24 protein-coding genes are annotated in these 26,993 nt (G+C 63.2%); 10 read left to right on the top strand and 14 right to left on the bottom strand.

Annotated features, from left to right (window positions below):
- Nucleotides 1–102: 102 nt before the first annotated feature.
- From ptsP to CSC67_RS18850, 12 genes are all read right to left on the bottom strand, one after another.
- Complete coding sequence (gene ptsP / locus CSC67_RS18795; protein WP_118995992.1) at nucleotides 103–1,857, bottom strand: phosphoenolpyruvate--protein phosphotransferase; 1,755 nt, start codon at nucleotides 1,855–1,857, stop codon at nucleotides 103–105.
- 20 nt (nucleotides 1,858–1,877) lie between these two features.
- Nucleotides 1,878–2,150: an HPr family phosphocarrier protein gene (locus CSC67_RS18800; RefSeq protein ID WP_118995993.1), complete on the bottom strand. Its 273-nt coding sequence runs from the start codon at nucleotides 2,148–2,150 to the stop codon at nucleotides 1,878–1,880.
- 60 nt (nucleotides 2,151–2,210) lie between these two features.
- A complete protein-coding gene (locus CSC67_RS18805) occupies nucleotides 2,211–2,612 on the bottom strand; it encodes a PTS sugar transporter subunit IIA (RefSeq protein WP_118995994.1) in 402 nt (133 codons plus the stop codon).
- Between the two features lies 1 nt (nucleotide 2,613).
- A complete protein-coding gene (gshB, locus tag CSC67_RS18810; RefSeq protein ID WP_118995995.1) occupies nucleotides 2,614–3,570 on the bottom strand; it encodes a glutathione synthase in 957 nt (318 codons plus the stop codon).
- Between the two features lie 58 nt (nucleotides 3,571–3,628).
- Nucleotides 3,629–4,177: a translation initiation factor IF-3 gene (gene infC / locus CSC67_RS18815; RefSeq protein WP_118995996.1), complete on the bottom strand. Its 549-nt coding sequence runs from the start codon at nucleotides 4,175–4,177 to the stop codon at nucleotides 3,629–3,631.
- A gap of 35 nt (nucleotides 4,178–4,212) precedes the next feature.
- A complete protein-coding gene (gene thrS, locus CSC67_RS18820; protein WP_118995997.1) occupies nucleotides 4,213–6,150 on the bottom strand; it encodes a threonine--tRNA ligase in 1,938 nt (645 codons plus the stop codon).
- A 377-nt stretch (nucleotides 6,151–6,527) separates the two neighbouring features.
- Complete coding sequence (locus tag CSC67_RS18825) at nucleotides 6,528–7,031, bottom strand: MarR family winged helix-turn-helix transcriptional regulator (protein ID WP_167752962.1); 504 nt, start codon at nucleotides 7,029–7,031, stop codon at nucleotides 6,528–6,530.
- A gap of 1 nt (nucleotide 7,032) precedes the next feature.
- Nucleotides 7,033–8,385 (bottom strand): cytosine deaminase, encoded by a 1,353-nt coding sequence (locus CSC67_RS18830; RefSeq protein ID WP_118995999.1) that lies wholly within the window; start codon nucleotides 8,383–8,385, stop codon nucleotides 7,033–7,035.
- The gene (locus tag CSC67_RS18835; RefSeq protein ID WP_118996000.1) at nucleotides 8,382–9,179 is read right to left on the bottom strand and encodes an ABC transporter permease; all 798 of its coding nucleotides are present in this window, start codon (nucleotides 9,177–9,179) and stop codon (nucleotides 8,382–8,384) included. The genes CSC67_RS18830 and CSC67_RS18835 overlap by 4 nt, the downstream gene beginning before the upstream one ends.
- Nucleotides 9,176–9,934 (bottom strand): ABC transporter ATP-binding protein, encoded by a 759-nt coding sequence (locus tag CSC67_RS18840; RefSeq protein ID WP_118996001.1) that lies wholly within the window; start codon nucleotides 9,932–9,934, stop codon nucleotides 9,176–9,178. Before CSC67_RS18840 ends, CSC67_RS18835 begins: the two co-directional genes overlap by 4 nt.
- Nucleotides 9,931–10,944: an ABC transporter substrate-binding protein gene (locus CSC67_RS18845; protein WP_167752963.1), complete on the bottom strand. Its 1,014-nt coding sequence runs from the start codon at nucleotides 10,942–10,944 to the stop codon at nucleotides 9,931–9,933. The genes CSC67_RS18840 and CSC67_RS18845 overlap by 4 nt, the downstream gene beginning before the upstream one ends.
- 41 nt (nucleotides 10,945–10,985) lie before the next feature.
- Nucleotides 10,986–11,921 carry an ABC transporter substrate-binding protein gene (locus CSC67_RS18850; RefSeq protein ID WP_118996003.1) on the bottom strand — a complete coding sequence of 312 codons (936 nt, stop codon included), beginning with the start codon at nucleotides 11,919–11,921 and terminating at the stop codon, nucleotides 10,986–10,988.
- 256 nt (nucleotides 11,922–12,177) lie between these two features.
- Between CSC67_RS18850 and CSC67_RS18855 the strand changes: the two genes are divergently transcribed.
- The 6 genes from CSC67_RS18855 to CSC67_RS18880 all read left to right on the top strand — a co-directional run bounded on the left by CSC67_RS18855 (nucleotide 12,178) and on the right by CSC67_RS18880 (nucleotide 18,716).
- The gene (locus CSC67_RS18855) at nucleotides 12,178–13,230 is read left to right on the top strand and encodes a porin (protein ID WP_118996004.1); all 1,053 of its coding nucleotides are present in this window, start codon (nucleotides 12,178–12,180) and stop codon (nucleotides 13,228–13,230) included.
- A gap of 209 nt (nucleotides 13,231–13,439) precedes the next feature.
- Nucleotides 13,440–14,561: an ABC transporter ATP-binding protein gene (locus CSC67_RS18860; RefSeq protein ID WP_118996005.1), complete on the top strand. Its 1,122-nt coding sequence runs from the start codon at nucleotides 13,440–13,442 to the stop codon at nucleotides 14,559–14,561.
- Entirely contained in the window at nucleotides 14,558–15,625 is a 1,068-nt protein-coding gene (locus CSC67_RS18865; RefSeq protein ID WP_118996028.1) for an ABC transporter substrate-binding protein, read from the top strand. The genes CSC67_RS18860 and CSC67_RS18865 overlap by 4 nt, the downstream gene beginning before the upstream one ends.
- Nucleotides 15,610–16,854 (top strand): ABC transporter permease, encoded by a 1,245-nt coding sequence (locus tag CSC67_RS18870; protein ID WP_118996006.1) that lies wholly within the window; start codon nucleotides 15,610–15,612, stop codon nucleotides 16,852–16,854. The genes CSC67_RS18865 and CSC67_RS18870 overlap by 16 nt, the downstream gene beginning before the upstream one ends.
- A 112-nt stretch (nucleotides 16,855–16,966) precedes the next feature.
- The gene (locus CSC67_RS18875) at nucleotides 16,967–17,779 is read left to right on the top strand and encodes an ABC transporter permease (protein ID WP_118996029.1); all 813 of its coding nucleotides are present in this window, start codon (nucleotides 16,967–16,969) and stop codon (nucleotides 17,777–17,779) included.
- 10 nt (nucleotides 17,780–17,789) lie between these two features.
- Entirely contained in the window at nucleotides 17,790–18,716 is a 927-nt protein-coding gene (locus tag CSC67_RS18880; RefSeq protein ID WP_118996007.1) for a LysR substrate-binding domain-containing protein, read from the top strand.
- Nucleotides 18,717–18,759: 43 nt separating this feature from the next.
- On the opposite strand, the gene CSC67_RS18885 is transcribed toward CSC67_RS18880, so the two are convergent.
- The gene (locus CSC67_RS18885) at nucleotides 18,760–19,596 is read right to left on the bottom strand and encodes a fumarylacetoacetate hydrolase family protein (RefSeq protein WP_118996008.1); all 837 of its coding nucleotides are present in this window, start codon (nucleotides 19,594–19,596) and stop codon (nucleotides 18,760–18,762) included.
- A 323-nt stretch (nucleotides 19,597–19,919) separates the two neighbouring features.
- Here CSC67_RS18885 and CSC67_RS18890 point away from each other — a divergent pair, with 323 nt between their 5' ends.
- Genes CSC67_RS18890 through CSC67_RS18900 form a run of 3 tightly spaced genes read left to right on the top strand, consistent with a single transcriptional unit; the run spans nucleotide 19,920 to nucleotide 23,620 of the window.
- Nucleotides 19,920–20,948, top strand: a complete 1,029-nt coding sequence (locus CSC67_RS18890) for an amidohydrolase family protein (RefSeq protein ID WP_118996009.1) — start codon at nucleotides 19,920–19,922, stop codon at nucleotides 20,946–20,948.
- Between the two features lie 45 nt (nucleotides 20,949–20,993).
- On the top strand, nucleotides 20,994–22,469 hold the full coding sequence (locus tag CSC67_RS18895) for an aldehyde dehydrogenase family protein (protein WP_118996030.1): 1,476 nt from the start codon (nucleotides 20,994–20,996) through the stop codon (nucleotides 22,467–22,469).
- On the top strand, nucleotides 22,466–23,620 hold the full coding sequence (locus CSC67_RS18900) for an iron-containing alcohol dehydrogenase (RefSeq protein WP_118996010.1): 1,155 nt from the start codon (nucleotides 22,466–22,468) through the stop codon (nucleotides 23,618–23,620). Before CSC67_RS18895 ends, CSC67_RS18900 begins: the two co-directional genes overlap by 4 nt.
- A 68-nt stretch (nucleotides 23,621–23,688) precedes the next feature.
- Here the strand turns inward: CSC67_RS18900 and mdeB are convergent, their stop codons facing one another.
- Nucleotides 23,689–26,364: an alpha-ketoglutarate dehydrogenase gene (gene mdeB / locus CSC67_RS18905; protein ID WP_118996011.1), complete on the bottom strand. Its 2,676-nt coding sequence runs from the start codon at nucleotides 26,362–26,364 to the stop codon at nucleotides 23,689–23,691.
- 156 nt (nucleotides 26,365–26,520) lie between these two features.
- On the opposite strand from mdeB, the gene CSC67_RS18910 reads away from it, so the two are divergent.
- The gene (locus CSC67_RS18910; RefSeq protein ID WP_118996012.1) at nucleotides 26,521–26,985 is read left to right on the top strand and encodes an Lrp/AsnC family transcriptional regulator; all 465 of its coding nucleotides are present in this window, start codon (nucleotides 26,521–26,523) and stop codon (nucleotides 26,983–26,985) included.
- Nucleotides 26,986–26,993: the final 8 nt, after the last annotated feature.

Consider the following 26,993-nt stretch of genomic DNA (forward strand, 5'->3'; position numbering starts at 1 on the left):
CGCAACTGTTTTAGGCCGGGCGGTCGGGCGGTCCGAGGCAGCGCCCTCCAACGCCCAGCCCAGATTCGCCCACCCCCAGCGGCGCTCAAGAACACAGAACTATCAGCCCTCGAGCGACGCCAGATCGATGCGCTCGGCGCGGTTCAGCGCCGACGCCACCTTGACCCGCAGGGCGTTGGAATGGGCCAGGCGGATCTCTTTCTTCACGTCGAGCAACTGCTGCGGGTGCATCGAGAACTCTTTCAGGCCCAGTCCCAGCAGCATGCGCGTCATGCTGGAGTCGCCCGCCATCTCCCCGCACACCGCCACCGGCTTGCCGCCGCGGTCGGCGGCGTTGATGGTGTGGGCGATCAGGCGCAGCACCGCCGGATGCATGGGGTCGTACAAGTCGGCCACGTCGCTGTCCCCCCGGTCGATGGCCAGGGTGTATTGAATGAGATCGTTGGTGCCGATGGAGAGGAAATCCAGCGCCTCGACGAAAGGCTCGATGGCGATGGCGATCGCCGGGATCTCCACCATCGCGCCCAGCGCCACGTTCTTGTCATGGGGCACATGGCGGGCGTCGAGTTCGCGCCCCGCCGCGATGATGGCCTGCTTGACCGCACGCACCTCGTGCATGTGGGAGATCATCGGTATGAGTATGCGCACCGGCCCATGGACGGCCGCCCTGAGCAGCGCGCGCAGCTGGGCCGCGAATATCTCCGGATTGGCCAGGCAATACCGTATGGCGCGCAGGCCCAGCGCCGGGTTGGTGGCCACGGCGATCTCGCCGTCCAGCGTCTTGTCGGCGCCGATGTCCAGCGTGCGTATGGTGACCGGCCTGCCCTGCATGGTGCGCACCACCGAGGCGTACGCCTGGTATTGCTCTTCTTCGGTCGGCAGCGTGCTGCGTCCCATGAAAAGAAACTCGCTGCGGAACAGGCCGATGCCGTCGGCGCCCGCCCGCATGGCTTCCTCCGCCTCTTCGGGCAGCTCGATGTTGGCCTCGAGCTTGACCGCCACGCCGTCCAGCGTCAGCGCCTCGGCATCGCGCAGCAGGGTCAGCTCGGCGCGCGCATCGGCATAGGCGCTTTGCCGGCGTATGTATTCGTGCAGCACGAAGTCGGGCGGGTTCACGATGACGGCGCCGGTCATGCCGTCGACGACCAGCACGTCGCCGTCGCGCACCAGGGCGCGTATATTGCCGATGCCCACCACGGCCGGAACGTTCATGCTGCGGGCAACGATGGCCGTGTGCGAGGTAGGGCCGCCCAGATCGGTCAGAAAGGCGCCGAAGCGAGCGCCTCGCAGGCGCAGCATGTCGGCCGGGGAAATGTCGCGCGCCACCACGATCAGGGGTTCGCCGTCCTGGCCGGCGTCGAGCTGCGGCAGGAGCGCCGTGCTGCCCGACAGCACGCGCAGGACGCGCTCGATGACCTGGCGGATGTCCGCGGCGCGCTCGCGCAGGTATTCGTCTTCCATCGCGGCGAACTGCTCGGCCAGGAGCTGGCCCTGCGTGGTCAGCGCCCACTCGGCGTTGTACTGCCGCTCGGCGATGAGATCGCAGGTCTGCTGGGCCAGCATCGGGTCGTCCAGCAAGAGGCTGTGCACGGTCAGAAGCGCCGCCATCTCGCGGGGCGCGTCGGCCGGCAGATTGCGCACCATGTTCTGCAGGTCGTCGCGCGCCGCGCCCAGGGCCTCGATCAGGCGCCGGCATTCGCCCGGCACGTCGTCCGGCTGTATGCGGTAGTGGGCCACCTCGAGTGCGGCCGCTCCCATCACCGCCGCCCGCCCGATCGCGTAGCCCTTGACCACGCCCTGCCCGCGCATGCAGAGGGTGGCGTTCAGGGCAGCGGGCGCATATTCGGCAGCGGTCATGAGGCGATCCTGGAGGGCGGCTATTCGTGCTCGCCGAACTTGTTGGCGAACAAGGCCTGTATCTCGGCCAGGGCCCGGTCCGCATCGGGCCCCTCCGCATCGACGGTTACCGTCACGCCCAGCCCGGCCGCCAGCATCATGACGCCCATGATGCTCTTGGCGTTGACCCGCTTGTCCTTGCGCGCGATGAAGATCTCGCAATTGGCGAAGCTGGAGGCCAGTTGGGTGAGTTTCGCCGCCGCGCGCGCGTGCAGCCCCAATTTATTGCTGATGACGATATCGACTGCCGGCATGTTTGTTCTACTTGAAGTGTTCGTATGATGGACTGGCGTTGAACGAAAGCAAGCCAGGACTCAGGGAATACAGTCGGCCCGCACGATGCCTCTCAGGGCACCCTGGCGGACTTTCTCGCTGAGTTCCTCGGGATTGTCCTGGTTGTCGGTAAGCGCCTTGAGCACCATGCAAAGATTGGTGCCGGTGACCAGCGCCACGTTCATGCCGCGGGCGGTCAGGGCGCGCACGGCCCGGCTCGCGATATTGAAAGGCGTTGCGCCGTAGATGTCGCACAGGATCAGGGCGCCTTCTTCGCGGTGCGGGGCCAGCAGGCCTTCCAGCCTTTGGGCCGAGTCGTCCGGCGGCTCGTCGGCATGCACGTCGAACACCAGGATGTCGGGCTGGCGGCCCAGGATATGGGCGGCGCAATCGGCAAAGGCGCTTCCGAGCGGCGCGTGCATGACGAGGGCCAGCCGAACCATTTCAGCCACCCACCGCCCGTTCGAGCGCCACGGCAAAAGCCTGGGCAACGTCGAAATCGGTCTGTTCGGTGATTTCAACGAAACAAGTGGGGCTCGTGACATTGACTTCGGTCAGGTAGTCGCCGATGACGTCCAGCCCCACCAGCAACAGGCCCCGTCCGGCCAGCTTCGGGCCGAGCGAGCGGGCGATTTCCTCGTCGCGCGCAGACAGCGGCTGTGCCACGCCCCGGCCGCCCGCAGCCAGGTTGCCGCGGGTTTCTCCGGCCAGCGGAATGCGCGCCAACGCATAGGGCACGGGCTCTCCGCCGATGATGAGGATGCGCTTGTCGCCGGCCACGATTTCCGGGATATAGCGTTGGGCCATGATCGTGCGCTGGCCGTTGTCGGTCAGCGTCTCGAGGATGGCGCCCAGATTGGCTTCGGCCTTCTGAAGCCGGAAGATGCCCATGCCGCCCATGCCGTCCAGCGGCTTGACGATGACGTCCTGGTGCTCGGCATGAAAGGCGCGCAGGCGCGCCATGTCGCGGCTGACGAGCGTGGGCGACGTGAATTCGGCGAACTCGGTGATGGCCAGCTTCTCGGGATGGTTGCGTATGGCCGCGCCCGTGTTGAAGACCCGCGCGCCCTGCTTCTCGGCGAATTCGAGCAGATGGGTGGAATAGAGATACTCCATGTCGAATGGAGGGTCTTTGCGCATCAGCACGGCGTCGAAGCCGTTCAGCGGCACGTCCGCCTGGGCGCCGTCGCGCCACCAGCCCGGCTGGTGGAGGTCGGCTCCCTCGACGAGCTGGATGGCCCGGCACTGCGCCTTGACCACGCCGGCGTCGATGTACAGGTCGCCCTGCAGCGCGACGCTGAGTGCGTGGCCTCTGGCAGCCAGGGCACGCATCATTGCCACGGACGAGTCTTTGTAGGCCTTCAGGGAAGGCAGCGGGTCGATAACGAACAATACGTGCATAGAAAGCTCTGCATGCGCCCGGCCGCCCAAGGGGCCGGCCGGGCGGCGCTGTGGGGGATCAGGAGGCGGAGTCGCTTTGCTTGCCGCCCGCCTTTTTGCGGGGCGCCAGCACCATCACCATCTGGCGTCCTTCGAGCTTGGGCATGGCTTCGACCTGGATGAGCTCGCCCAGATCGTCGCGCACACGTTCGAGCACCCGCATGCCGAGCTCCTGGTGAGCCATCTCGCGGCCGCGGAAACGCAGCGTGACCTTGGCCTTGTCGCCGTCTTCGATGAAGCGGCGCAGATTGCGCAGCTTGACCTGATAGTCGCCTTCGTCGGTTCCAGGGCGGAACTTGACCTCTTTGACCTGGATGACTTTTTGCTTGGCACGGGCTTCGGCCTGGCGCTTTTGCTCTTGGTACTTGAACTTGCCATAGTCCATGAGCCGGCACACGGGCGGCGACGCGTTGGGGGCAATCTCGACCAGATCGACTTCGTTTTCTTCTGAGAGACGGAGAGCCTCGGAGGTCTTGACTATACCCAGCTGCTCGCCGTCGACGCCAATGAGTCGCACCTCGGGGATACGGATTTCACCATTGATGCGATGTGCTTTTTCGGTTGCGATATCTACGACTCCTAAGTTGTTGTAAGAATGCGGCCCTAGGCCGCCCCGACGTCACGCCGGGTTGCGATGTCTTCTTGAAGACGCTGCGAAAACTGTGCCAACGGCATGCTGCCCAGGTCGCCTCCTCCGCGGACCCGCACCGCGACAGTGGCCGTGTCGCGTTCTTTTTCACCCACTACCAAAATGTAGGGAACTTTCTGCATGCTGTGTTCCCTGATTTTACGGGTGATCTTTTCACCGCGCAAATCCGCGCTGGCCCTAAACCCTTGTTTTTTCAGGCTTCGGGCGACTTCATCGGCATACTCGGCAAAATGCTCGGAAATGCAGCACACCACCACCTGCTCGGGAGAGAGCCAGGGAGGCAGCGCACCGGCATAGTTTTCGATCAGGATCCCGATGAAACGCTCGAACGAGCCCAGGATGGCCCGATGCAGCATGACGGGTGTCTTGCGCTGATCGCTGGCGTCGACATACTCGGCGCCCAGGCGCTGCGGCATGGAAAAATCGACCTGGATGGTGCCGCACTGCCAATGGCGGCCGATGGCGTCCTTCAGGGTGTATTCGATCTTGGGGCCATAGAAAGCGCCCTCGCCTTCGGATATTTCGAACTCGCAGCCCGTGCGGTTCAGACTCTCGATGAGGGCTTGCTCGGCCTTGTCCCACACTTCGTCCGAGCCGATGCGTTTTTCGGGGCGCGTGGCCACTTTGTAAAGAATTTCGGTGAAGGCGAAATCGGCATAGACTTTTTGCAGCAGCGCGGTGAAGGCGGCGCATTCGTCCTGCAGCTGGTCTTCGGTACAGAAGATGTGGCCGTCGTCCTGGGTGAAGCCCCGCACGCGCATCATGCCGTGCAGCGAACCCGACGGCTCGTTGCGGTGGCACTGGCCGAATTCGCCATAGCGTATGGGCAGTTCGCGGTAAGAGTGCAGGCCGGCGTTGAAGATCTGCACGTGGCCGGGACAGTTCATGGGCTTGAGCCCGTAAGTACGGTTCTCGGACTCGGTGGTGAACATGTTCTCGGCATAGTTGTCCCAGTGGCCGGTTTTTTTCCACAGCGACAGGTCGAGGATTTGCGGCGCCTTGACTTCTTGATAGCCATTGTCGAGATACACGCGCCGCATGTATTGCTCTACCTGCTGCCAGAGGGTCCAGCCCTTGGGATGCCAGAAGATCAGGCCCGGCGCCTCGTCCTGGAAATGGAACAGGCCGAGTTCGCGGCCGAGCTTGCGGTGGTCGCGTTTCTCGGCCTCTTCGAGCATGGTGAGGTAGGCGGCCTGCTCTTCCTTGGTGGCCCAGGCCGTGCCGTAGATGCGCTGCAGCATCTCGTTCTTGCTGTCGCCGCGCCAATAGGCGCCGGCCACCTTCATCAGCTTGAACACCTTGAGCTTGCCGGTGGACGGCACGTGGGGCCCGCGGCACAGGTCGATGAAGTCGCCCTCGCGATACAGGCTGATGGGCTCGTTGGAGGGAATCGACGCGATGATCTCGGCCTTGTAGTCTTCGCCTATGCTCTTGAAGAACTCGACCGCGTCGTCGCGCAGCCATTCTTCGCGCGTCACGACCTCGTCCTTGCGGGCCAGTTCAGCCATCTTCTTCTCGATGGCCTGCAGGTCTTCCGGGGTGAACGGACGCTTGTAGGAAAAATCGTAGTAAAAGCCGTTGTCGATCACCGGGCCGATGGTGACCTGCGCGTCGGGAAACAGTTCTTTGACCGCATAGGCCAGCAAGTGGGCGGTGGAATGCCGGATCAGATCGAGCCCGTCGGAGTCCTTGGCGGTGACGATGGCCAATTGTGCATCCTGCCCGATGACGTAGCTGGTATCGACCAGCTTGGGCTCCTGGCCGGGCAGCGTGACGCGGCCCGCAAGCGCGGCGCGTCCCAGCCCCGCTCCGATGGAGCTGGCTACGTCGTGGACGGACACCGGGCCGGGAAACTCGCGGCTGGAACCGTCGGGCAGGGTAATCTGAAGCATAAATCGTCCTAATACAAAAAACGCGGCCTATGCCGCGTTTTATGGAAATGCACTGCTGGGGTCTGTTGGTGATCGATACGCGGCGACGACTAACAAGCCGTTGTCGTAGTTCGCTCGAATGGAATGTGCATGGATTGCGGACCCCTTTTCATGATCTACACAGTGTAACACTTAACGGCTTTTCCTCCGGCCAAATCGGCATCGGCGAACCGCTTCCCGCCGCAGCGGGCGGCCTTCTGTTGTGAAAACCCCACCTCGCAACAGTCTCGGGGCTCCGATGACGGCCCGCGACACAGGCGGGCATCGCCGGACTTGAACGATGCTTGCCGCACACGAGGCGTGGCGCCGCGGCCTTTCGGGCGCGAGGATGCGGCGATTCAAAAGCCGTCTTCTTCGACGGCCTGCCGGGCCCGCTCGATGAAGACGTCCATCATCGATACAAACTGCTGGATCTGCCTGGGCGAATAGCCCTCGATCAGCAGCGCATTGCGCGCAATGGCGGCATGCGCCAGATGCCGGTACACGGACGCGCCCTCCTGGGAAAGCGACACCTGCGCTTCGCGGCTGTCGGCTTCGCTGCGCTTGCGCTCGATATATCCGCGCTCGGCCAAGCTGGCGATGGCCCGGCTGATTTGCGCCGCGTCCCGCAAAGCCTGATAAGCCAGCTCGCGTATGGAGATGGGCTGAAGCACCCCCAGCAAAGCCACCACCTGCCATTCGGTCTGGGACAGCGCAAACTCTTCCTTGGCGAACTTGACCGCATTCCGGATGAGGAACTTGCTGAGTGTATTGACCCGGGGGGCGAGCAGATTGGCCGGCAGGGCCGGGCCCGAGGGCAGGCTCTCGGCGCTGCGTGTCTTCGTGGGTTTCCGTGTCGCCATATTAAGAAGTACCGAGGTCGAACAAGCTGTCAAGCTCTGAAAACGCCGGCAGCGGCTGGCTGATGCGGCGCCCCTGCCGCACGACGATGCGGTCGGCCTGGGGCCGGGCAAAGAGTTCTTCAAGGCTGCGGGCATTGAAGACGACGAAGTCTGCCGCCTGCCCGGCCTTCAAGGGTCGGCCAATATTAGCACCCATCAACCCGGCCGGCGTGGTCGTGACGCTTCCCAGCCACTCGAAGGCGCGCCGGTTCAGATGCCCCGCGCGCACGGTCTCGCGCAGCACCTCGAGCAAATCGTAGTCACCATAGGGGTAGAAGGCGTCGCGGCAGTTGTCGCTTGCCAGGGCTATGGGCAGCCCCATGTCGGCGATTCTTTGCAATGGAGGCAGCCCCCTCCATTGCGGCGCGCACTCGGGGTTTCTGTCCTGCAGGAAGGTGTTAAGAAGAGGCAGGCTGACGATGGCCAGGCCCGCCTCTTTGCACAGCTGCAAGGTTTGCGCCTGCCTTTCTTCGGTCTGCACCGACAGGCTGCAGCAGTGCCCGCATACGACACGCCCGCCCATGTCGTGCTCTTGCGTCAGCCGTGCCACTTGCTCGAGGGAACAGGCCTGCGGATCTCCGGACTCGTCCACGTGAAGGTCCACATCCAGGCCGAACTCCTGGGCATAGCCAAACAGGGCCGCAAGCGCCTCGTTGAGGCGCGCCCCGGCCTGCTCTCCCTGCACGCTCACGACCTTGGTCACTGCGCCCAGCAAGCCGCCATCGGCCGCCACGCACTCTATGAGCTCGCGCGCGGCCGGCTCAAGATAGAACTCTATGGGCGCCATGGCGACCGTCTGCAGGGTTACCCTGCCCTTCCACTGCTCGCGCATGTCCTGCATCACCGGCCAGGAGGCCTGTGCCTGCGGACCGAGAATGTCGACATGGGTGCGCATGTTTGCGCTGCCGTGCACCCAGGCGCAGGTCAGGGCGAACTCGGCCCGGGCCCATAACTCTTCGCGCGTCCAGTGCGCTTTGTCCCGCATCGTCACCATGACGGCCTCGACCAGGGTGAAGCCGCCGGGAAAGATGCGCGGGATGGTGCCGGTCTTGTCCAGATGCGTGTGCAGGTCGGAGAACACCGGCCATACTTGCGCACCCTTGAGGTCGAAGGATGGACGTGCCTGTTCACCGGATTGGCCCGCGGGCAGGATGCCGATTATGCAGCCGTCGGCGACTTCCAGGTTGACGCGCGCCATCTCGGCCTTGGCATCGCCCCGTACCGCCTGCTGCGCCAGAAGCGGACCCGGCACGCTGGCGTTGGCCAGGACATAGCTTCCATAGCTCGCGTCGATATACGCAGCCGCCTCCCTCATGATTCTCGTTCCAGGGCGCTTTCGTGCCAGCGGCTCAGTATGCGCTGCGAAACGTAAGTGGTAAGCAGAAAGATAATGATGCCGGTGACCGAAATCAGCAAGAGCGCGGCAAACATCCTGGCCGTCTTCAATTGATAGCCCGCCTCCAGGATGCGGTAGGCCAGGCCCGACCCCACCCCGCCGGTACCTGCCACGAACTCGGCGACGACCGCGCCGATCAGCGACAAGCCGCCGGAGATCTTCGCACCCGCCATGAAGTACGGCATGGCATAAGGGATGCGCAGGCGCCGCAGCGTCTGCATCTTGGTGGCGCCGTACAGCTTGAACAGATCGCGCAGATTGTGATCGGCGCTGTTCAGCCCCACCACCGTATTAGACAAAATGGGAAAGAAGGCCACTAGCCAGGCGCAGATCAGCAAGGCGACGTACAGATTGTCGACCCAGATGATGAGCAGCGGCGCAATGGCCACGATGGGCGTCACTTGCATGATGACCGCGTAGGGGAAGAAGGCGATCTCCACCCACCGGGAGAGGCTGAACAGCAAAGCAATGAGGCCGCCTCCGACAATGGCGCAGATGTAGGCGGTCAGCGTGATCTTGAGGGTGACCAGCAGGGCCCCCGAAAGAAGTCCCCAGTCTTCATGCAAGGTATGCGCCACGTCCGTCGGCGCGGGCAGCACATAGGGCGAAAAGCCCGCCAGGCGCGCAACGGCCTGCCATAACACCAGGGCCAGTATCCCCATGCCCAGCGGCAGCAGGACGCGAAGCAATTTCTGTGAATCGACTGAACTCATGTCTTCATCGCCTTTTCAAGAGCCTCGGAAGTTTGCCGGCACAGCCGGGCGTAGTCGGCGGACGTTCTGAACTGCTCTCCCCTTTCGTGCTCGGTCTGGATGGCCAGGTCGGCCGCAAGCCGCCCGGGACACGCGGCGAGCACCAGGACACGCTCGGACATATACACGGACTCGAACACGGAGTGTGTGACGAATATCGCCGTGAAACGCTGTTCTTTCCACAGTTCCAGAAAGTCGTTGTTGAGCTTGAAGCGGGTGATCTCGTCCAGGGCCGCAAAAGGCTCGTCCAGCAGCAGCACCTGCGGCTGGGTGACGAGCGCGCGCGCAATGGAGACCCTCATCTTCATGCCGCCGGAAAGCTCGCGCGGGTAGGAGCCCTCGAAGCCCTTGAGCCCGACTCTGGCCAGCAGCTCGCGTCCCTTGGCCGCGGCCTCGGCCTTGGGCGCGCCGGCCAGATCAAGCGGCAAGGTCACGTTGTCCAGCGCGGAGGCCCACGGCATGAGGGTCGGTTCCTGGAAGACGAAGCTGGTGGTGCCCACTGTTTGCGGGCGGGTTACCGAGCCGGTCGTGGGCTCGGACAGGCCCGCCATCAAGCGCAGCAAGGTGCTCTTGCCGCAGCCAGAGGGCCCCAACAAGCTAGTGAAGCTGCCTGGCTGGAGCGCCAGCGTCACGTCGCGCACTGCCAACGTACCGTTGGCAAAGCTTTTGCTTACATTGCTCAGCGCGACGACGGGAGAGGAAGTCGGAACGCTCATTCTGCTTCGGGCCCTTTGTTGACGAACTGCAAGGTATACGCCTTCTCGACCTCGAGCCCGCCGGGCAGCACGCCCGAATCGACCATGGACGCATAGAAGTCCCTCCAGCGCTCGTCGGACATGGCGCCTATGCCGTCCCGGCTCGCATCGCCTCCGGCGACCAGGCCCCGTTCGCGTATGGTTTCGATGGCGAAGGCGATCTCCTCATCGGTCATCTCGGGGTTTTTCTCCTGGATCAGCGCATTGCCCAAAGACGGATCCTTGAACAGGTAGTTGCGCCACCCTTCCGCCGACGCCTGCACGAAACGCTGGACATAGTCGGGCTTCTTCTCGATGGCATCGCGCGTGGTGGCGATCGTGACGGCATAGGGGTTGTAGCCATAGTCGGCCAGCAGGAAGGTGACGGGATTGTCCACGCCGGTCTGTTTCAAGGCATAGGGTTCATTGGTGACGTACCCCTGTTGCACCAGGGACTTGTCCGCCAGGAAAGGCGCCAGCGAAAACGTGTAGGGGCGCGTCTGTTCGTCCGCGAACCCATAGCGCTCCCGCAGATAAGGCCAGAATGTGGCTTTGCCCAGGGCGCCGACCAGCACCGTGTGCTTCTTGATGTCTTCGAATTTCTCGATACCCTGCCCCGGATGCGCGATGAGGATGCGGGGGTCTTTCTGGAAAATGGCGGCCACCGTCACCAGGGGCGCGCCCTCGCGTACGGCATTCAAGGCCGTGCCGCTGCTGCCGGTGGAGAAGTCGGCGCGTCCGGCCAGCAGCATTTGCGTGGGGTTGCTTTGAGGGCTGCCCAACTGCAAGGTGACGTCCAGCCCGTGCTTTTTATAAGTGCCGTCGGCCACGGCCTGGAAAAAGCCCCCGAACTCGGCCTCGGCCCGCCAGCCGATATACAGCACTGCCTTGTCGGCTTCGGCTTGTTCCGCATGCGCCAAGGGCGCGACGATGCCGCCGGCCAACAGGCTTGTGCCCGCCAGCAGCGTCGCCACATAACGTTTTCCTAACATATCTCCTCCTGTTGTTATCAGCTTACAAGGCCATAGGGGGTTCAACCGGATACCTGCGCCTGCGTAAAAAAAGCCTCGACGTCGACGTCGCCGTCCAAAAGACTTGCTCCCTTCAACACCTTCACCCATGCCTCGTACATGGACCGCAGCTCGGGGGCGTTGGCGGCAAAGGCGTGGAAGAATACCGTCCTGAAGCCGATCTCGCGCAAGAGGGATGAGTCTTTGCCCGTGTGCACAGCCATGGCGTCCATGGCGGCCTTGGGGTCCTCATAGATGACATCGACGGCCTCGGCCAGGGCTTCGGCCGTGTGCTCGAAGAGCTCGGGATGGCGCTCGACGCTGTCGGCGGTGGCCCACCAGTTGGAAACCAGCGAGGGGTTGCCCGTTGCGGCCAGCGCCACCGAGGTTCCGCCCAGCACCTCGTCCACGGCATGGCCCAGGCCGCGCCGCTGCATTTCGGTCACCAGAGGCTCCACGCAGATCGCGATGTCGATCTCGCCCGCCTCCAAGGCCTCGGGCATCTGATGAAAAGGCATGGTCTTCCACTTGATGCGGGTTTCGTCCACGCCGAACTTCCGGAACAGATAGATGGGTGCGCAGTGCGTAATGCCGCCGTCCAGGGCGAAGGCTCCCAGGGTCTTTCCTTCAAAATCCGCCGGTTTGTCGATCTTCACGTGATTGGCGGCAATCAGGTTCATGAAATCGCCGCTTCGGCCGCCAAGGCTGCCGCGCAGGGCACCCGCGGAAATGAACTTGGTCGCCAGTCCGAAACGCGCTTTGGCCATGATGGTGAAGGTGGGGCCGGAGAAGGAAAGATCCATGAGATTATCCCGCATTTGCTCGACGGCCTGCACAGCGGTTCGTCGCACAAACATCGGCTCGATTCCCCGTTTGCGGAAAAGCCCCATTTCAATGGCTGTGAACATGGGGAGCAGGCCCATCATGGGGTCCGGGTGAGCATCGATTCTGAGCTGCATGGAAATTCCATCCTTCTTTTGGTTTGTTTCAAACGACGAAATCGCCGCCGTTATTTCTCAATTTGGATGACTTTATCATTCTTTTTATTGAAGAATAAGGCCGGGAATACCCGCATATTTGCGGAATAACAATAATGCATAAACTATTGCATGATTTTGTCACTCAATTACGAAGAGCGAGACAGGTAATGCGCTGAGCGGACAAATCATCCATATCCATACGCGAATACTTCAAATCAACAACCAGGAGACTTTCATGAAGACAAAGCGCAGCATGCTTTGGGCCAAGGCCGCGGCAGCCTCGGCGCTTCTTGCTTCGGGCACGGGCGCCCAGGCCGACACCAGCGTGACCCTGCATGGACTCGTCGATGCCTACGTGGGCAGCGTGAAATACAGCGGCATGTCGGGACGGGAAAACTCGGTAGGCAACGGCGGGTTGACGACCTCGTGGTTCGGACTGTCCGGCGAGGAGCAGCTCAAAGCGGACCTGAGCGCCGTCTTCGACCTGGAAAGTTTTTTCCGCGTCAACACCGGCGAGGTGTCTCGTGCCCGGCCCGGCGACACTTTCTTTTCCCGCCAGGCCTCGGTGGGCCTCAAGGGCAACTGGGGAACGATCAGGCTCGGCCGCAACACCGCGCCCAACTTCTTTCCCTCGCTGTTCTTCAACCCGCTGGGCGCGTCATTCAACTTCTCGCCGCTCTTCCTGCACTCGTATTCCCCCACCATAGACCGCGGCGTCAAGTGGGCCAATTCCATCAATGGCGACACAGGCTGGAGCAACAGCGTTTCTTATCAGACGCCGCGCATGGCCGGCCTCACGGCCAACCTCGTATACCAGTTCGGTTCGGCGGAACACAGCCGAAGCAACGTCGGAGCCAACATCATTTATCGCAACGGCCCCTTCGCAGCGACCGTGTTCGGCCAGAAGGTCAAACTGAACAACCCGAGCGGCATGCCCTTCACGGGCGTCTACAGGGAAGAGACAAGCTGGTTCGGCGGCTTGAGCTACGACTTTGACTTCGTCAAGCTGTTTGCAACCTACCAGCAGGCCAAGCACGACACGGCGCTGCAGGATAAGACTTGGCAATTGGGGGCCAGCGCTCCGCTGGGGAAAGGCAAGGTAATGATCAGTTGGGCCAATACCCGCCGGGACACCGGCACCGACACGCTGAAGCGCAATACCGCCACGGCCGGATATGACTACTTCATTTCCAAACGGACCGATGTCTATTTATTGGGCATGTACGACAAGGTCACCGGCATGGACGAGGGCACGAGCGTAGTCGCGGGGATACGCCATCGGTTCTGAACCGGCGTCTGCAAGCAGATTGGATCTCCCGCGACGAAAGAGCATCTTCCGGCGCGGCAGATCCGTTTCGCTCTGGGCCTTGCGGGAAAACCCCGCTTATCTGGCAAGGGCGAAACTGCTATGCTCTAGCGGCTAAAAAGTAAGCCAGAGGCGCAGCGTCGGGGCCTTTCCTGGAGGAATATCCGCAGCAGCCTTCGACCAGGACAAAGATGCCAAACACCGCAGAAGCGTTTCTCAAGTTCTCCCATGTCCGCAAAACCTATGATCAAAAGACCCTGGTCGTCGACGATTTCAATCTGGCCGTAGACAAGGGCGAATTCATCACGCTTCTGGGCCCGTCGGGCTCGGGCAAGACCACCGTACTGATGATGCTGGCGGGCTTCGAGAACGTCACCAGCGGCCATATCACCATAGACGGCCAGCCCATCACGCGCATTGCGCCGCACAAGCGCAATATCGGCATGGTGTTCCAGAACTACGCCCTCTTCCCGCACATGACGGTGGCCGAGAACCTGGCCTATCCGCTCAAGGTAAGACGCATGCCGGGCGCCCAGATCAGGCAGCGCGTGGCCGAATACCTCAAGCTCATCGAACTGGAGCCTTTTGGCGACCGGCATCCGGGCCAGCTGTCGGGCGGCCAGCGCCAGCGAGTGGCGCTGGCGCGCGCCCTCATCTTCGAACCCGCCCTCGTCCTGATGGACGAGCCTCTGGGGGCGCTCGACAAGAAGCTGCGCGAACAGATGCAGTTCGAGATCACCCGCCTGCACCGGCGGCTGGGCTTCACCGTCATCTACGTCACGCACGACCAGTCCGAAGCGCTGACCATGTCCAGCCGCATCGCCGTCTTCAACGCGGGCAAGGTGCAGCAGTATGCCGGTCCCGACGCGCTCTACGAGCAGCCGGCCAACGCTTTCGTGGCGAACTTCATCGGCGAGAACAACCTGATCGCGGCCGGACGCCCCGAACTCGACGACGCCGGCATGGTCCGCACCACCCTGCCGGACGGCACCCCGCTGCAAGCGCGCAACGGCGACTGCCACGCCGCCACACGGCGGTGCCTGCTCTCGATCCGTCCCGAAAAACTCGCCATCGTCCAGCCCGGGCAGGCGTTCGACAATCAGGTGACGGTGGGCTTCCTCACCCGCCATTACGTCGGGGACTTCATCCGCTACTACTTCCAGCTGCCCGGCGGCGGACGCGCCGTCGTCAAGCTGCTGAACGACACCCGCGCGCCGCAGCTGCGGGATGGCCAGCCCGCCGCGCTGGGCTGGTCCGCCGCCGACAGCTTCGCATTCCAATCCGACGTACCGCTTCAAGGAGAAGCCATATGAAGAAGAAAACAGCCCTGCCACTGATCACGGGCGCCTTGCTGGCGCTGGGCCTGGCGGGCGCCGCCGCGGCGCAGGAGGCCTTGACCGTAGTGTCCTTCGGCGGTGCGTACGGCGCCACCCAGAAAAAACACCAGATCGATCCCTACGTGGCCGAAACAGGCAAGCGGGTCATCTTCGAAACCTACAGCGGCGGCATTGCCGAAATGAAAGCGCAGGTGCAGTCGGGCAATCTCCAGTGGGACGTGGTCGACATGGAGACCATCGACCTGGAACGCGCGTGCTCCGAAGGCCTGCTCGAGATCATTCCGCGCGATATTCTCCTGCCCGGGGACGACGGCACGCCGGCCGAACAGGACTTCATCCCCGAAGGGCTGGCAAGCGAGTGCGCGGTAGCGGAAATCGTCTACAGCACCATCTACGCCTACAACGACAAGACCATAGGCGACAACCGTCCCGCCACGGTCGAGGACTTCTTCGACACCAAGAAGTTTCCGGGCAAGCGCGGGCTGCGCAAGAGGCCGCAATTCGTCATGGAATGGGCGCTGATGGCGGACGGCGTGCCCGACCAGGACATCTACAAGGTGCTTGCAACGCCGGAAGGCCAGGCCCGCGCCTTCGCCAAGCTCGACACCATCAAGGACGACGTGGTCTGGTATGACAGCTGGTCGCAGGCGCCGCAGATGCTCAACGACGGGGGGGTCAGCATGGTGCAGGTCGCCAACGGCCGCATCTTCGATGCCATCCGCAACGAGAACAAGCCTTTCACCATCGTGTGGGACGGCAATATGTACGACCTGGGCGCCTGGACCATACTGAAGGGCACGCCAAAGCTGAAGCAGGCGCTCGAGTTCGTGGCCTACACCACCAGCACCAAGGCCCTGGCCGGCTTCCAGGACGTGGCCTACGGCCCGCCGCGCAAGTCGTCCCTGGCCCTGGTCGACAAGGACGTCGTCCGGCACCTGCCCAGTGCCCACATGGATGAGGGCGTGCAGGTCGACAGCGTGTTCTGGGCCGACTACGGCGAGAGCCTCAGCGAGAAGTTCAACGAATGGCTGCTGAAATAGGCGCGCTGACCCCCGACGAGGCCCGCGCCGAGCGGCGCGAGCTGCGGCGGCGCCGGCGCACCGCCCTGCTGCTGGTGGCCCCGCTGCTGGCCTTCGTGCTGTTCGCCTTCTTTGCGCCGATCGCCAACATGCTGTATCGCAGCGCCTACAACCCGACCCTGGCCGAGCTGATTCCCGAGACGCTGGAGCAATTGAGCCAATGGGGCGACGCAGCGCTTCCGTCCACCGAGACCTATGCCTCGATGGCGGTGGAGCTCAAGAAACTCTCGGCCGATCGCAAGGCCGGTGTCCTGGCCGCGGCCGTCAACCAGGCCTATCCGGGCGCCTCCAGCCTGATCAACTCGTCGGCGCGCCGCATGCGCAATCTCGAAGAAGGCATCGCGCCGGACCAGGCGGCCGATGCCTTGCGCCAGGCCGACGGCCGCTGGAACGAGCCCGATCTATGGCGGGCCATCGAGCGCAGCGGACAGCTGTATACGCTGACCCACTACCTGACGGCCCTGGACCTGGAGCGCAATCAGCAAGGCGACATCGTACCGCGCGAATCCGCGCGCATCTATGTGCAGCTGTACAGCCGCACCCTGGGCATGGCGCTGGCCATCACGCTGATGTGCGTCACCCTGGGCTATCCCCTTGCCTACTATCTCTGCCGCGCGCCCAAGCGCATGGCGGGCATGCTGATGATATTGGTGTTGCTGCCTTTCTGGACCTCTTTGCTGGCGCGCACCACCGCCTGGATCGCGCTGCTGCAGCCTCATGGCATCGTCAATTCCGTGCTGCTTTCGCTGGGAATCATCCGGCAGCCGCTCGAGCTGCTGTACACGGGCCTGGCCACGGTCATCGTCATGACGCACATCCTGCTGCCCTTCATGATTTTGCCGCTGTACAGCGTGATGCGCGGCATCGATCCGGCCTATGCGCGCGCCGCCCAGTCGCTGGGCAGCACGCCGTGGTCGGCGTTCTGGCGGGTGTTCCTGCCCTTGAGCATGCCGGGGCTCAGCGCCGGAGCCCTGCTGGTGTTCATCATCTCGATCGGCTACTACATCATTCCGGCGCTGGTGGGCGGCACCGACGGACAGATGATCTCCAACATCATTGCTTTCCACATGCAGCGCTCCAACAACTGGGGCCTGGCCGCGGCGCTGGGCACGCTGCTGCTCATCGTCATCGTGATTCTTTACTGGGTGTACGACCGCCTGGTCGGCGCACGCAACCTTCGGCTGGCATGAGGCAGGTACAAAAGACATGCGCATGAACCCGCGAACAGCCGATCAAGGCAATCCAGGCCGCAATGGGAAAGAAACGCCGACGGGCGCCGCCGGCGCGGCCGACTGGAACGGCATGCTGGGGCAATGGGCGCTTCGGGTCGCGGCATGGGGGGCGCTGGCCTTCCTCATGCTGCCCATACTCGTGGTCATCCCCCTGTCATTCAATGCAGAGCCTTTTTTCAGTTTCACCTCCGGCATGCTGCGGCTCGATCCCGACGCCTATTCGACCAAGTGGTATGACGCCGTCTTCGCGAGCGGAAGCTGGATGATGGCCATACGCAACAGCCTCGTCATCGGCGTATGCTCGACCGTCATTGCCACCGTGCTGGGAACGGTGGCCGCGGTGGGGCTGGCCAGCGCCGACATGCCATGGCGGCGGCCCATTACCGCCGTGCTGCTGGCGCCCATGATCGTGCCGCTGATCATCGTCGCCGCGGGCATGTTCTTCTTCTACACCCGCTTCAACCTGGTGGCCACCTTCAGCGGCATCATCATTGCGCACGCTACGCTGGGCGTGCCCTTTGTGGTGATGACCGTCACGGCCACGCTGTCCGGCTTCGACCGCTCCCTTTATCATGCCGGCCTCAACCTGGGGGCTTCACCCCTGCGCGCCTTCCTCGACGTGGTGGTGCCTGTCATCCGGCCCGGCGTCATCTCGGGCGCCCTGCTGGCCTTCGTCACCTCGTTCGACGAAGTCGTGCTAGTGCTGTTCCTGGCGGGCCCCGAGCAGAACACCATTCCGCGCCGCATGTTCTCGGGGCTGCGCGAACAGATCAATCCCAGCATCCTGGCAGTGGCTACCTTGCTCATCCTGATGTCGATCTGCCTGTTGCTCGCGCTGGAGCTTCTTCGCCGCCGTTCGGAGCGAATCAAGGCGGGACGATAAGGGAGACGCCATGAAACTCGTACAGTTGCGCAATCTGCTGGTGATTTCGGAACAAGGCAGTGTGCGCGCCGCCGCGCGCCACCTGGGCATTGCGCAGTCGGCTTTGACGCGCAGCATACAAGAGCTCGAGCGTGAGCTCGACATCGTTCTGTTCGAGCGCCAGGCAAAGGGCGTCCGCCTGACTGAAGCCGGCAAACGCTTTATTGTCCGGGCCCACGCCATTCATAATGAAGTCAGGCGCGCCCAGGAAGAAATAGAACAGATGCGCGGCCTTACCAAGGGCGTGATTCATCTGGGCGTGTCGACGGTTTCCCAGATTGCGCTGTTTCCCTACGCCGCAAAGGCCTTTCGCGCCCGCTATCCCGACGTCGTGCTGCACGTGCGCGACGGCCTGTATCCCACGATGGAGCCCCATTTGAAGAACGGCACGCTCGACGTGTATATCGGCCCCATCCTCAATCACCAGTCGGCGCCCGACCTGACGGTGGAAAAGCTGCTGGACAATCCCCGAGGGATCATCTGCCGCAAGGGCCATCCATTGGCCGGGGCCAAGTCACTGAGTGAGCTCGTCGACGCGGGATGGGTCACCACGTCCGTCACGTTCAAAGCGGAAGAGGAACTCGGGCCTTTGTTTGCGCAGCACGGCCTGCCCAAGCCCAGGCTGATATTCCGCGCCCACTCCGCCTTGTCCTTCGTCACGGCCATGGTGTCCTCGGACGCCCTGGCCATGCTTCCCGTGCAGTTCGCCGAGCTGACCATGGCCGGGGCCGAGCTGGAGGTCATCCAGATAGCCGAGCCCCTGCCCGAACCCCCGCTCTGCCTGGTGCGCCGCAACGACATCCTGCTCACCCCCGCGGCGGAGTACTTCTGCGACATGATCCGGCGCGCCAGCGGCCACATCGAACACGAAAGAAACGCCGCCAGAACGGCCCGGTGAATCCGGCGTCGACCTGGCGCGTTGCCGTTCGCCGTGGCTCGAACTACACCACCTTCTGCGTCTGGGTGCCGAGCTGGTCCATGCGCAGCGCGATGACGTCGCCTTTCTTGAGAAACTGCGGCGGTTTCATGCCCAGGCCGACTCCCGAAGGCGTGCCTGTGATGACCACGTCTCCAGGCAGCAGAGTCATGAACTGGCTCAGATGCGAAACGATTTCCGCAACCGGGAAAATCATGTCGGCCGTCGTGCTTTTCTGCCTGGTTTCGCCGTTGACCTTGAGCTCCATCTCCAGAGTCTGCGGGTTCGGAATCTCGTCGGTGGTGACCAGCCATGGGCCGATGGGCCCGAAGGTATCGAAGCTCTTTCCCTTGCTCCATTGGCCGCCGCGCTTGGTCTGCCAGTTGCGCTCGGAAACATCGTTCGCCAGGCAATAGCCGGCGATATGCTCAAGCGCTTTTTCAACCGGCACTTGGCGCGCCGTCGTGCCGATGATGAAACCCAGTTCGATCTCCCAGTCTCCTTCTTGAGCGCCATCGGGCAGGATGATGTCGTCATTGGGCCCGCTCAGTGAAGTGATGGCCTTGGTGAAGATAACGGGCTCTTTGGGAATGTCCATGCCGGCCTCTTCGGCGTGCTTGCGATAGTTCAAGCCGATGGCGACGAACTGACGCGAACCCGCGACCGGCACGCCGATGCGCACCGACTCGTCGACCAGAGGCAGACGCTCCAGATCGATGGCGGCCAGGGCCCGTAGACGCTCCGGCGCCAGCCAGTCGGGAGTCAGGTCGGGCACCAGAAGAGAAAGGTCGCGAATACGCCCCTGCGCGTCGAGCGCACCGGCTTTTTCCTGTCCAACCGGGCCGTAGCGGAGTAGTTTCATGGCGGTTTCCTAGTGAATGATTGAAAGTCATTGCATCGTACACATAGCGCTTCACAAAGCCAACAAATTGTCGATTGCTCCAATGGGCCGAGAATTTCCCCATCAATCAAGCGCTTATAGAGATCGATTCCAGTTGGGCATGGGCAATGATGCGTTCAGTAGATCAACGGCATGTTTTTCTCATCTGTCGCGATACATCCCTCTTGCCTACACTCGAGCAAAGAAAATCCGTGAGACAACAGCGCCGAAGTTGCGCCGGCTCGTCCTTTACCGCACCGCCGCGTTCGGCGATACGGCCCACAAGCCCGATCAATGAGTCCAGCATGAAAAAAATCGATATATACAACCATGTGCTTCCGCCAGAGTATCTGGAACTGGTCAAGACACACTCCAAGGACGCGGGTATCGTCAAGCGCATGGTGAGCCTGCGCATGCTTTGGGACCTGGAAGCGCGCGCCGCCATGATGGCGGAGAAGTTTCCCGACGTGGTCCAGGTTCTGACCTTGAGCCAGCCCTCGCCTGAAATGCTGGGCGGGCCGGAGCAATCGCCGGAGTTCGCCCGCGTGGCGAACGACGGCATGGCGGAAATCTGCGGGCGCTGGCCCGACCAGTTTCCCGCTTTCGTGGCGGCGCTGCCCATGAACAATGTGCCCGAGGCGTTGAAGGAAATGGATCGCGCCATCAATGACCTGGGTGCGCGGGGCGTCCAGGTCGTCACCAATGTGAATGGCCGGCCGCTCGACGACCCCGAGTTCTTTCCTGTTTTCGAGGCCATGGCCACGCGCCACGACCTGCCGGTCTGGATGCATCCGTTCCGACCCGGTACCGTCAACGACTACCAGGGCGAAGAGCGCTCGAAGTACGAAGTCTGGCAAGTGTTGGGCTGGCCCTTCGAGACATCGGTGGCGATGTCCCGCATCGTCTTCTCGGGCATGCTCGAAAAGCTTCCCAGTCTGCGCATCATCACGCACCACTGCGGCGGCATGCTGCCCTACTTCTCCGGCCGAGCCGAAACACTTTGGGCGCAGCTCGGCAGCCGCAGCGCCGATGGCGGCGAGGCCGAGGTGCTCAAGCGCTTGTCCAAGCCGCCCATCGAGTACTTCAAGATGTTCTATGGCGACACGGTGCTTGGCGGCTCGGCGTCGGCGCTGCGCTGCGGCCTGGATTTCTTCGGTGCCGATCATGTTGTCTTCGCTTCGGATTGCCCATTCGACCCCGAAGGCGGCCCCATGTTCATTCGCGAAGGCATACGTTCCATCGAAAGCCTGGACTTGAGCCCGGAGGACGCCGACAAACTTTACTTCGGCAACGCACTGAGGCTGATGCGCATGCGGCGCACCGGCAAGCAATGAGCGGCCGGAGCCGCTCCCGGCAACATGATGAACGAGGAACTTGAAATGACTCATGCGATAGCGACCCAAACCCGCCGGTACCGCCAGTTGATAGCCGGAGAATGGGTGGACGCGGACAGCGGCACCGCATTCGATGACCTCAATCCCTACAACGGTGAGGTCTTCGCCCGCATACCCGCCTCCGGCGACGCCGACGTGCAGCGCGCGATCGAGGCGGCCGACAAGGCCTTCCCGGCCTGGGCCGCGATGGGAGCCCGGGAGCGCCAGGCGCTGTTTTTGAAAGCCGCCGATATTCTGGAGCGCCGAGCGGACGAAGTGGTGCTCATCATGGCGGAGGAAACCGGCACCGCCGCCCCGTTCGCACGGTTTCAGCTTCAGTGGGCATCGGGGCTGCTGCGCCAGGCCGCCGGCTATCCCTATCTGCCGGGAGGCGAGATCGTGCAATCGGACACGCCGGGGGTTTTCGCCATGGCGGTACGCAGGCCCCTGGGAGTCGTCGCAGGCATTTCGCCGTGGAACGGCGCCCTTGCCCTGGGCTTTCGCACCATTGTGGCGCCGCTCGCCTGCGGCAATACGGTAGTCCTGAAGCCGTCGGAAGAAGCCCCGGTGTCCGCGGGTCTGTTGATGGGCGAGATCATGACCGAGGCCGGCTTTCCTCCGGGAGTCGTCAATGTGATTACGCACGCGCCGGGCGCGGTGGGCCCCATCGCGGACCATTTGTTCGAAAGCCGCAAGGTCCGGGCGTACAACTTCACCGGCTCTTCGGCCACGGGCGCGCTGCTGGCCGCCCGCGCGGGCAAGCACCTCAAACGCATCGCGCTGGAGCTGGGCGGCTACAACCCCATGGTCGTCCTGCAAGACGCCGATCTCGATTACGCCGTGGATACCGGCATCTTCGCCGCCTTCTTCCACCAGGGCCAGATCTGCATGAACACCCGCAAGATCCTGGTCGAACGCTCGCGCTACGACGATTTTCTGACGCGTTTCGCGGCACGCGCCCGGGACATCAAGGCCGGCGATCCCAGCAATCCGCAAAGCAAGATCGGCCCCCTGATCAACGACGCGGCGGTGGAAAAAATGAAGCGGGCCATCGAGCAGGCAGTGGACAAGGGCGCCCGCGTCATGGCCGGCGGCGGTTCCGAAGGCCGCTGCGTCGAACCGACCGTGCTGGTGGATGTGCCCGAAGACGCACCCATTTATTGCGAGGAAGTATTCGGACCGGTGGTGATCGTCGAACCTTTCGACTCCGAACAGGAGGCGGTGGACAAGGCCAATGGAAGCAACTATGGCCTGTCGGCCTCTATCATGACGACGGATGTCTGGAAAGGCATCACCCTGGGCGGCCGGGTACAGGCCGGAATGGTCAACGTCAACGGCCCCACCATGGGCGGGGAACCGCAGATCCCGTTCGGCGGCGTCAAGGACAGTGGCTGGGCGCGCTTCGGCAGGTGGGCGATCGATACATTCAGCGACCTGAACCTGATCACCGTCAGCAACGACAAGCGCAGGTATCCATTATGATGCGCCCCGACACCGGCGCCGCCCCCCTGGTCCTTCATCTTCCGCGTACATTGTGCGCGGCCGGCGCCATTTCGGCCCTAGCTGCCGAGCTGGACGCATTGGGCGTCAGGCGTCCCTTGCTGGTCACGGACAAGGGCATACTGGCCGCGGGCCTGGCGGCCAAAGTCATCGAAGCCTACGGCGATGCGGACGCCATGATCGTCTTCGACGACGTCACCGAAAATCCATTGTTCTCCGACGTGGACCGCGGTATTGCCCTGTACGCGCGGCAATCATGCGACGGCGTCGTGGCGCTGGGCGGCGGATCGGTGATCGACACGGCCAAATTCATCGCCTTGCTGGCGGGCAATACAGGGCACATCGCCGATTATGCGGGCAAACCGGGAACGCCGCACAAGGCTTCCGCGCCGCTGCTCGCCATTCCCACCACGGCCGGCACGGGCAGCGAAGCCTCGCACTCCGCCGCGATCCATCCCGACGCCGCCGCGCCCGCGCTGGGAATGAGTTCACGCCACCTCATTCCCCGCGTCGCCATCCTCGACCCCGTCCTGACCATGGGCCTGCCGGCCCGCCTCACCGCCGCCACCGGCATCGACGCGCTATCCCATTGCATCGAAGGATATCTGTCGACCAAGGATCAGCCGCTGGGCAAGGCCATCGCCCTCGATGGCATCGGGCGTGTCGCCCGCTCTTTGCGGTGCGCCGTCGCTGATCCGCAGAATACCGACGCGCGCATGGCGATGATGCTTGCCGCTTATGCCGGGGGCGTGTCGATCGGCATGGGCCTGGGGCCGGCGCATGCCGTGGCGCTGGCGTGCAGCGACCAGGGCTTCCACCACGGGGTATTGAGCGGCATCGGGCTGGTCGCCACGCTGGATGCGACCGCGGCGCAGGTTCCGGAGCGCATGGAGGCCGTAGCCCGGGCGTTCGGCCTGGCGCCGGCCGCCTCGCTGGCGGACGAGATCGCCGGCTTGATGCGCGAGCTGGGCTTGCCGGCCACCTTGGCCGAGCTGGACTACTCGGCGGGCAGCATACAGACGCTTGCCGATGCGGCGCAGCGCAGCCATTTCAATCTGTTTGCGCCCTTCAGACCGACATCCGAGCAGTATGCCGGCATGCTGGCGGCATCGTTGGCCGTGCCTCAGCCTTGAGGCAGGTGGAATAGCCGGCGCGCGGGCGAATGCGCGCCGCATGGCATGAGCTAGACGCAACAGACCGATTACAGTTCGGTCGACATGGGCTTGTCCAGATCCAGTTCCAGTGCCCGGGCGAAAGCGCGCGGGCCGTCCGGATCCGCCGACAGCCGGCTGAAGGCGGTATAGGCTATCCAGCGCGCGTCCACCTCGAAGAAGTCGCGCAGGTTGGCGCGCGTATCGCTGCGGCCGAATCCGTCCGTGCCCAGCGTGGTATAGGATCCCGGCACGAAAGCGCGAATGCCTTCGGCCACGGCCCGCACATAGTCGCTGGCGGCGATCACCGGCGCGCCGCCGTCTCCCAGAACCTGCGTTACATAGGGCTGGGCGGCCGAATGCCCCAGGCGCTGATTGCGCTGCGAGGCGACGCCGTCGCGGGCCAGCTCGGTATAGCTGGTGACGCTCCATACCTCGGCCTCGATGCCCAGCTTTTCTTTAAGCAATGCCGCCGCGCCGATGGCCTCCTTCAGTACCGGGCCGGACGCAAGCAGCCGCACTTGCGGATCGGGCAGCGCGTTCAGGCAGTACATGCCGCGCCGGATGCCCTCTTCCGCCCCTGCCGGCATGCTGGGCTGGGCATCATTCTCGTTGGTGACCGTGACGTAGTAGAAAATGTCCTCGTGCTCGTGCGCCATGCGGCGCATGCCGTCCTGCAGAATGATGGCGACCTCGTAGGCGTAGGCCGGATCATAGGCGATGCAGTTGGGAATGGTGGACGCCATCAAGTGGCTGGCTCCGTCCTGATGCTGCAGCCCTTCGCCCGCCAAGGTCGTGCGGCCCGACGTGGCGCCGATCAAGAAGCCGCGCGCCCGCTGGTCGGCCGCCGCCCAGATCAGGTCGCCGATGCGCTGGAAGCCAAACATCGAGTAGTAGATGTAGAACGGCAGCATGGGCACGCCATGCACCGAGTAGCTGGTGGCCGCGGCCGTCCACGACGAGATAGCGCCCGCCTCGGTGATGCCTTCTTCGAGGATCTGTCCGTCCTTGGCCTCGCGGTAGGACAGGATGGAACCGATATCCTCCGGTTCGTACAACTGACCCTGGGAAGAATAAATGCCCACTTGGCGAAACAGATTGGCCATGCCGAAGGTGCGGGCCTCGTCGGCCACGATGGGCACGACATGCTTGCCGATGCCATCGTCCTTCAGCAGGCCGCCCAGCATGCGCACCAGCGCCATGGTGCTGGACATCTCCTTGCCCTGCGCCTCCAGCGCGAAGCGGGCGTACGAATGGATATCAGGAACCGGAAGCGTCGCGGGCCGCGTGTTGCGGCGTGGCAGGAAACCGCCCAAATCGGCGCGGCGCCGCATGAGATGCCGCATTTCGGCGCTGTCCGGCGCGGGCTTGTAGAACGCCAGCGCTTCGCACTCCTGATCCGAAATCGGCAGGCGGAAGCGATCGCGAAACTCGAGCAGGCTGTCGGTATCCAGCTTTTTCTGCTGATGGGTGGTCATCTTGCCCTGGCCCGCCGCACCCATGCCGAAGCCCTTCTTGGTCTGCGCCAGAATCACGGTCGGCTGTCCCCGATGATTGGCTGCCGCATGATAAGCGGCATGGATCTTCTTCATGTCATGGCCGCCCCGTTTCAGGCGATCGATCTCGTCGTCGGTCAGCATGGAGGCGATGGCGCGCATGCCGGGCGTCTGGCCGAAGAAATGCTCTCGGTTGAAAGCCCCGTCGTTGGCGGCGAAAGTCTGCAACTGGCCGTCCACCGTGCGGCCCAGCACCTCGATCAGCTCGCCGGCCGGATCCCGGGCGAAAAGAGGGTCCCAGTCGGAGCCCCACAACAACTTGACGACGTTCCATCCGGCGCCCGCGAACAAGGTTTCGAGCTCGTCCACAATGCTGCCGTTGCCCCGCACCGGGCCGTCCAGGCGCTGCAGGTTGCAATTGACCACGAACACCAGGTTGTCCAGATGCTCGCGCGCGGCCAGGCTCAGGGCGGCCAGGGATTCAGGCTCGTCCATCTCGCCGTCGCCGAACACGCCCCATACCTTGCGGTCCTGCGCAGCCAGCAGGCCTCGATGCTCCATATAGCGCATGAACCTGGCCTGATAAATGGCGCTGATGGGGCCGATACCCATGGAGCCCGTGGGGAACTGCCAGAAATCGGGCATCAGCCAGGGGTGCGGATAAGAAGAAAGGCCCCGCGCACCTTGTTTCCTGGCCTCGATTTCCTGCCGGAAAAGCGCAAGCTCCCGTTCCCCGAGGGTACCTTCGAGAAAGGCGCGCGCGTATATGCCCGGCGCGGAATGGGGCTGAAAGTACACGAGGTCGCCGCCGAAGTCGTCGCTGCGGGCACGGAAGAAATGGTTGAAGCCCACCTCGAACAGATCCGCGGCGGACGCATAGCTGGAGATATGCCCGCCCAGCTCGCCATACGCCCGGTTGGCGCGCACCACCATCGCCAGCGCGTTCCAGCGGATGATGTTGGCCAGATTCTGTTCGATCTCCAACGCGTCCGATCCGCCGGGAAACGGCGGTTCGTCCTGGACGCGAATGGTGTTTTCGTAGGGAGTGTTGCGTGAGTCCCGCCATTGCAGTCCCAGCCTTCTGGCGGTCTCGCTCAATTGCGTCATCAGATACCGGGCCCGCGCGGGTCCAGCGGCCTGCACGACGCCACGCAAGGCGTCCAGCCACTCCGCCGTTTCCTGCGCATCGTCATCCGCGGGGCTCAGATAGTTGATCGACGACATCTCCATGACCTCTCTCCTGGTTCAATTTGTACCGAATAGGATAATTCCGAAGACGCCGAATAGGTAACTGAATCAGCCTTCAGAAAACATACGGAACAGCATAAAATGTCGAAACAAGAACTTAATGCGGCATATCCATGCTGAATTTGCGAGAACGAAAAAATGGAGCTCGATGCAACCGACCTGCGTATCCTGCGAGTGCTGCAGGACGACGCCAAGATCAGCAATATAGAGCTGGCCCGGAAAATCAATCTGTCGGCCTCGCCGACGCTGGCGCGGGTCAAGAACCTGGAAAAGAACAAGGTCATTTCACGCTATGTGGGGCTGGTCGATCCCGCCGCGCTGGGGCTGAAAATGAATGTCTTCATCCAGGTCAGCCTGGACCGGCAGGAATCGGCCGCTCTGGACCGCTTCGAACACGAAGTCAGCCGTTTCGGCGAGGTCATGGAGGTCTATCTGATGACAGGCGACGAAGACTATCTATTGCGCATCGTCGTGCCCGACATCCAGGCGCTCGAGCACTTCATCCTCGACCATCTGACCAAGATCCCCGGCATCAAGAAAATACGCTCCAGCTTCGCGCTGAAACAGGTCAAATACAAGACAGCGCTGCCGATGGACTCGTAGCGCTGTCT

This window comes from Pusillimonas caeni (assembly GCF_003545815.1).
GTDB classification, from domain to species: domain Bacteria; phylum Pseudomonadota; class Gammaproteobacteria; order Burkholderiales; family Burkholderiaceae_B; genus Pusillimonas; species Pusillimonas caeni.

Coding starts and splice junctions, on each gene's coding strand:
- CSC67_RS18850 (WP_118996003.1), bottom strand. CDS start 11,921: ATGCAGCTCAGAATCGATGCTCACCCGGACCCCATGATGGGCCTGCTC.
- CSC67_RS18835 (WP_118996000.1), bottom strand. CDS start 9,179: ATGAGTTCAGTCGATTCACAGAAATTGCTTCGCGTCCTGCTGCCGCTG.
- CSC67_RS18845 (WP_167752963.1), bottom strand. CDS start 10,944: ATGTTAGGAAAACGTTATGTGGCGACGCTGCTGGCGGGCACAAGCCTG.
- ptsP (WP_118995992.1), bottom strand. CDS start 1,857: ATGACCGCTGCCGAATATGCGCCCGCTGCCCTGAACGCCACCCTCTGC.
- CSC67_RS18875 (WP_118996029.1), top strand. CDS start 16,967: ATGCTGGGGCAATGGGCGCTTCGGGTCGCGGCATGGGGGGCGCTGGCC.
- CSC67_RS18865 (WP_118996028.1), top strand. CDS start 14,558: ATGAAGAAGAAAACAGCCCTGCCACTGATCACGGGCGCCTTGCTGGCG.
- CSC67_RS18910 (WP_118996012.1), top strand. CDS start 26,521: ATGGAGCTCGATGCAACCGACCTGCGTATCCTGCGAGTGCTGCAGGAC.
- CSC67_RS18830 (WP_118995999.1), bottom strand. CDS start 8,385: ATGAGGGAGGCGGCTGCGTATATCGACGCGAGCTATGGAAGCTATGTC.
- CSC67_RS18855 (WP_118996004.1), top strand. CDS start 12,178: ATGAAGACAAAGCGCAGCATGCTTTGGGCCAAGGCCGCGGCAGCCTCG.
- mdeB (WP_118996011.1), bottom strand. CDS start 26,364: ATGGAGATGTCGTCGATCAACTATCTGAGCCCCGCGGATGACGATGCG.
- CSC67_RS18870 (WP_118996006.1), top strand. CDS start 15,610: ATGGCTGCTGAAATAGGCGCGCTGACCCCCGACGAGGCCCGCGCCGAG.
- CSC67_RS18805 (WP_118995994.1), bottom strand. CDS start 2,612: ATGGTTCGGCTGGCCCTCGTCATGCACGCGCCGCTCGGAAGCGCCTTT.
- CSC67_RS18800 (WP_118995993.1), bottom strand. CDS start 2,150: ATGCCGGCAGTCGATATCGTCATCAGCAATAAATTGGGGCTGCACGCG.
- CSC67_RS18880 (WP_118996007.1), top strand. CDS start 17,790: ATGAAACTCGTACAGTTGCGCAATCTGCTGGTGATTTCGGAACAAGGC.
- CSC67_RS18825 (WP_167752962.1), bottom strand. CDS start 7,031: ATGGCGACACGGAAACCCACGAAGACACGCAGCGCCGAGAGCCTGCCC.
- CSC67_RS18900 (WP_118996010.1), top strand. CDS start 22,466: ATGATGCGCCCCGACACCGGCGCCGCCCCCCTGGTCCTTCATCTTCCG.
- thrS (WP_118995997.1), bottom strand. CDS start 6,150: ATGCTTCAGATTACCCTGCCCGACGGTTCCAGCCGCGAGTTTCCCGGC.
- CSC67_RS18860 (WP_118996005.1), top strand. CDS start 13,440: ATGCCAAACACCGCAGAAGCGTTTCTCAAGTTCTCCCATGTCCGCAAA.
- gshB (WP_118995995.1), bottom strand. CDS start 3,570: ATGCACGTATTGTTCGTTATCGACCCGCTGCCTTCCCTGAAGGCCTAC.
- CSC67_RS18895 (WP_118996030.1), top strand. CDS start 20,994: ATGACTCATGCGATAGCGACCCAAACCCGCCGGTACCGCCAGTTGATA.
- CSC67_RS18885 (WP_118996008.1), bottom strand. CDS start 19,596: ATGAAACTACTCCGCTACGGCCCGGTTGGACAGGAAAAAGCCGGTGCG.
- CSC67_RS18890 (WP_118996009.1), top strand. CDS start 19,920: ATGAAAAAAATCGATATATACAACCATGTGCTTCCGCCAGAGTATCTG.
- CSC67_RS18840 (WP_118996001.1), bottom strand. CDS start 9,934: ATGAGCGTTCCGACTTCCTCTCCCGTCGTCGCGCTGAGCAATGTAAGC.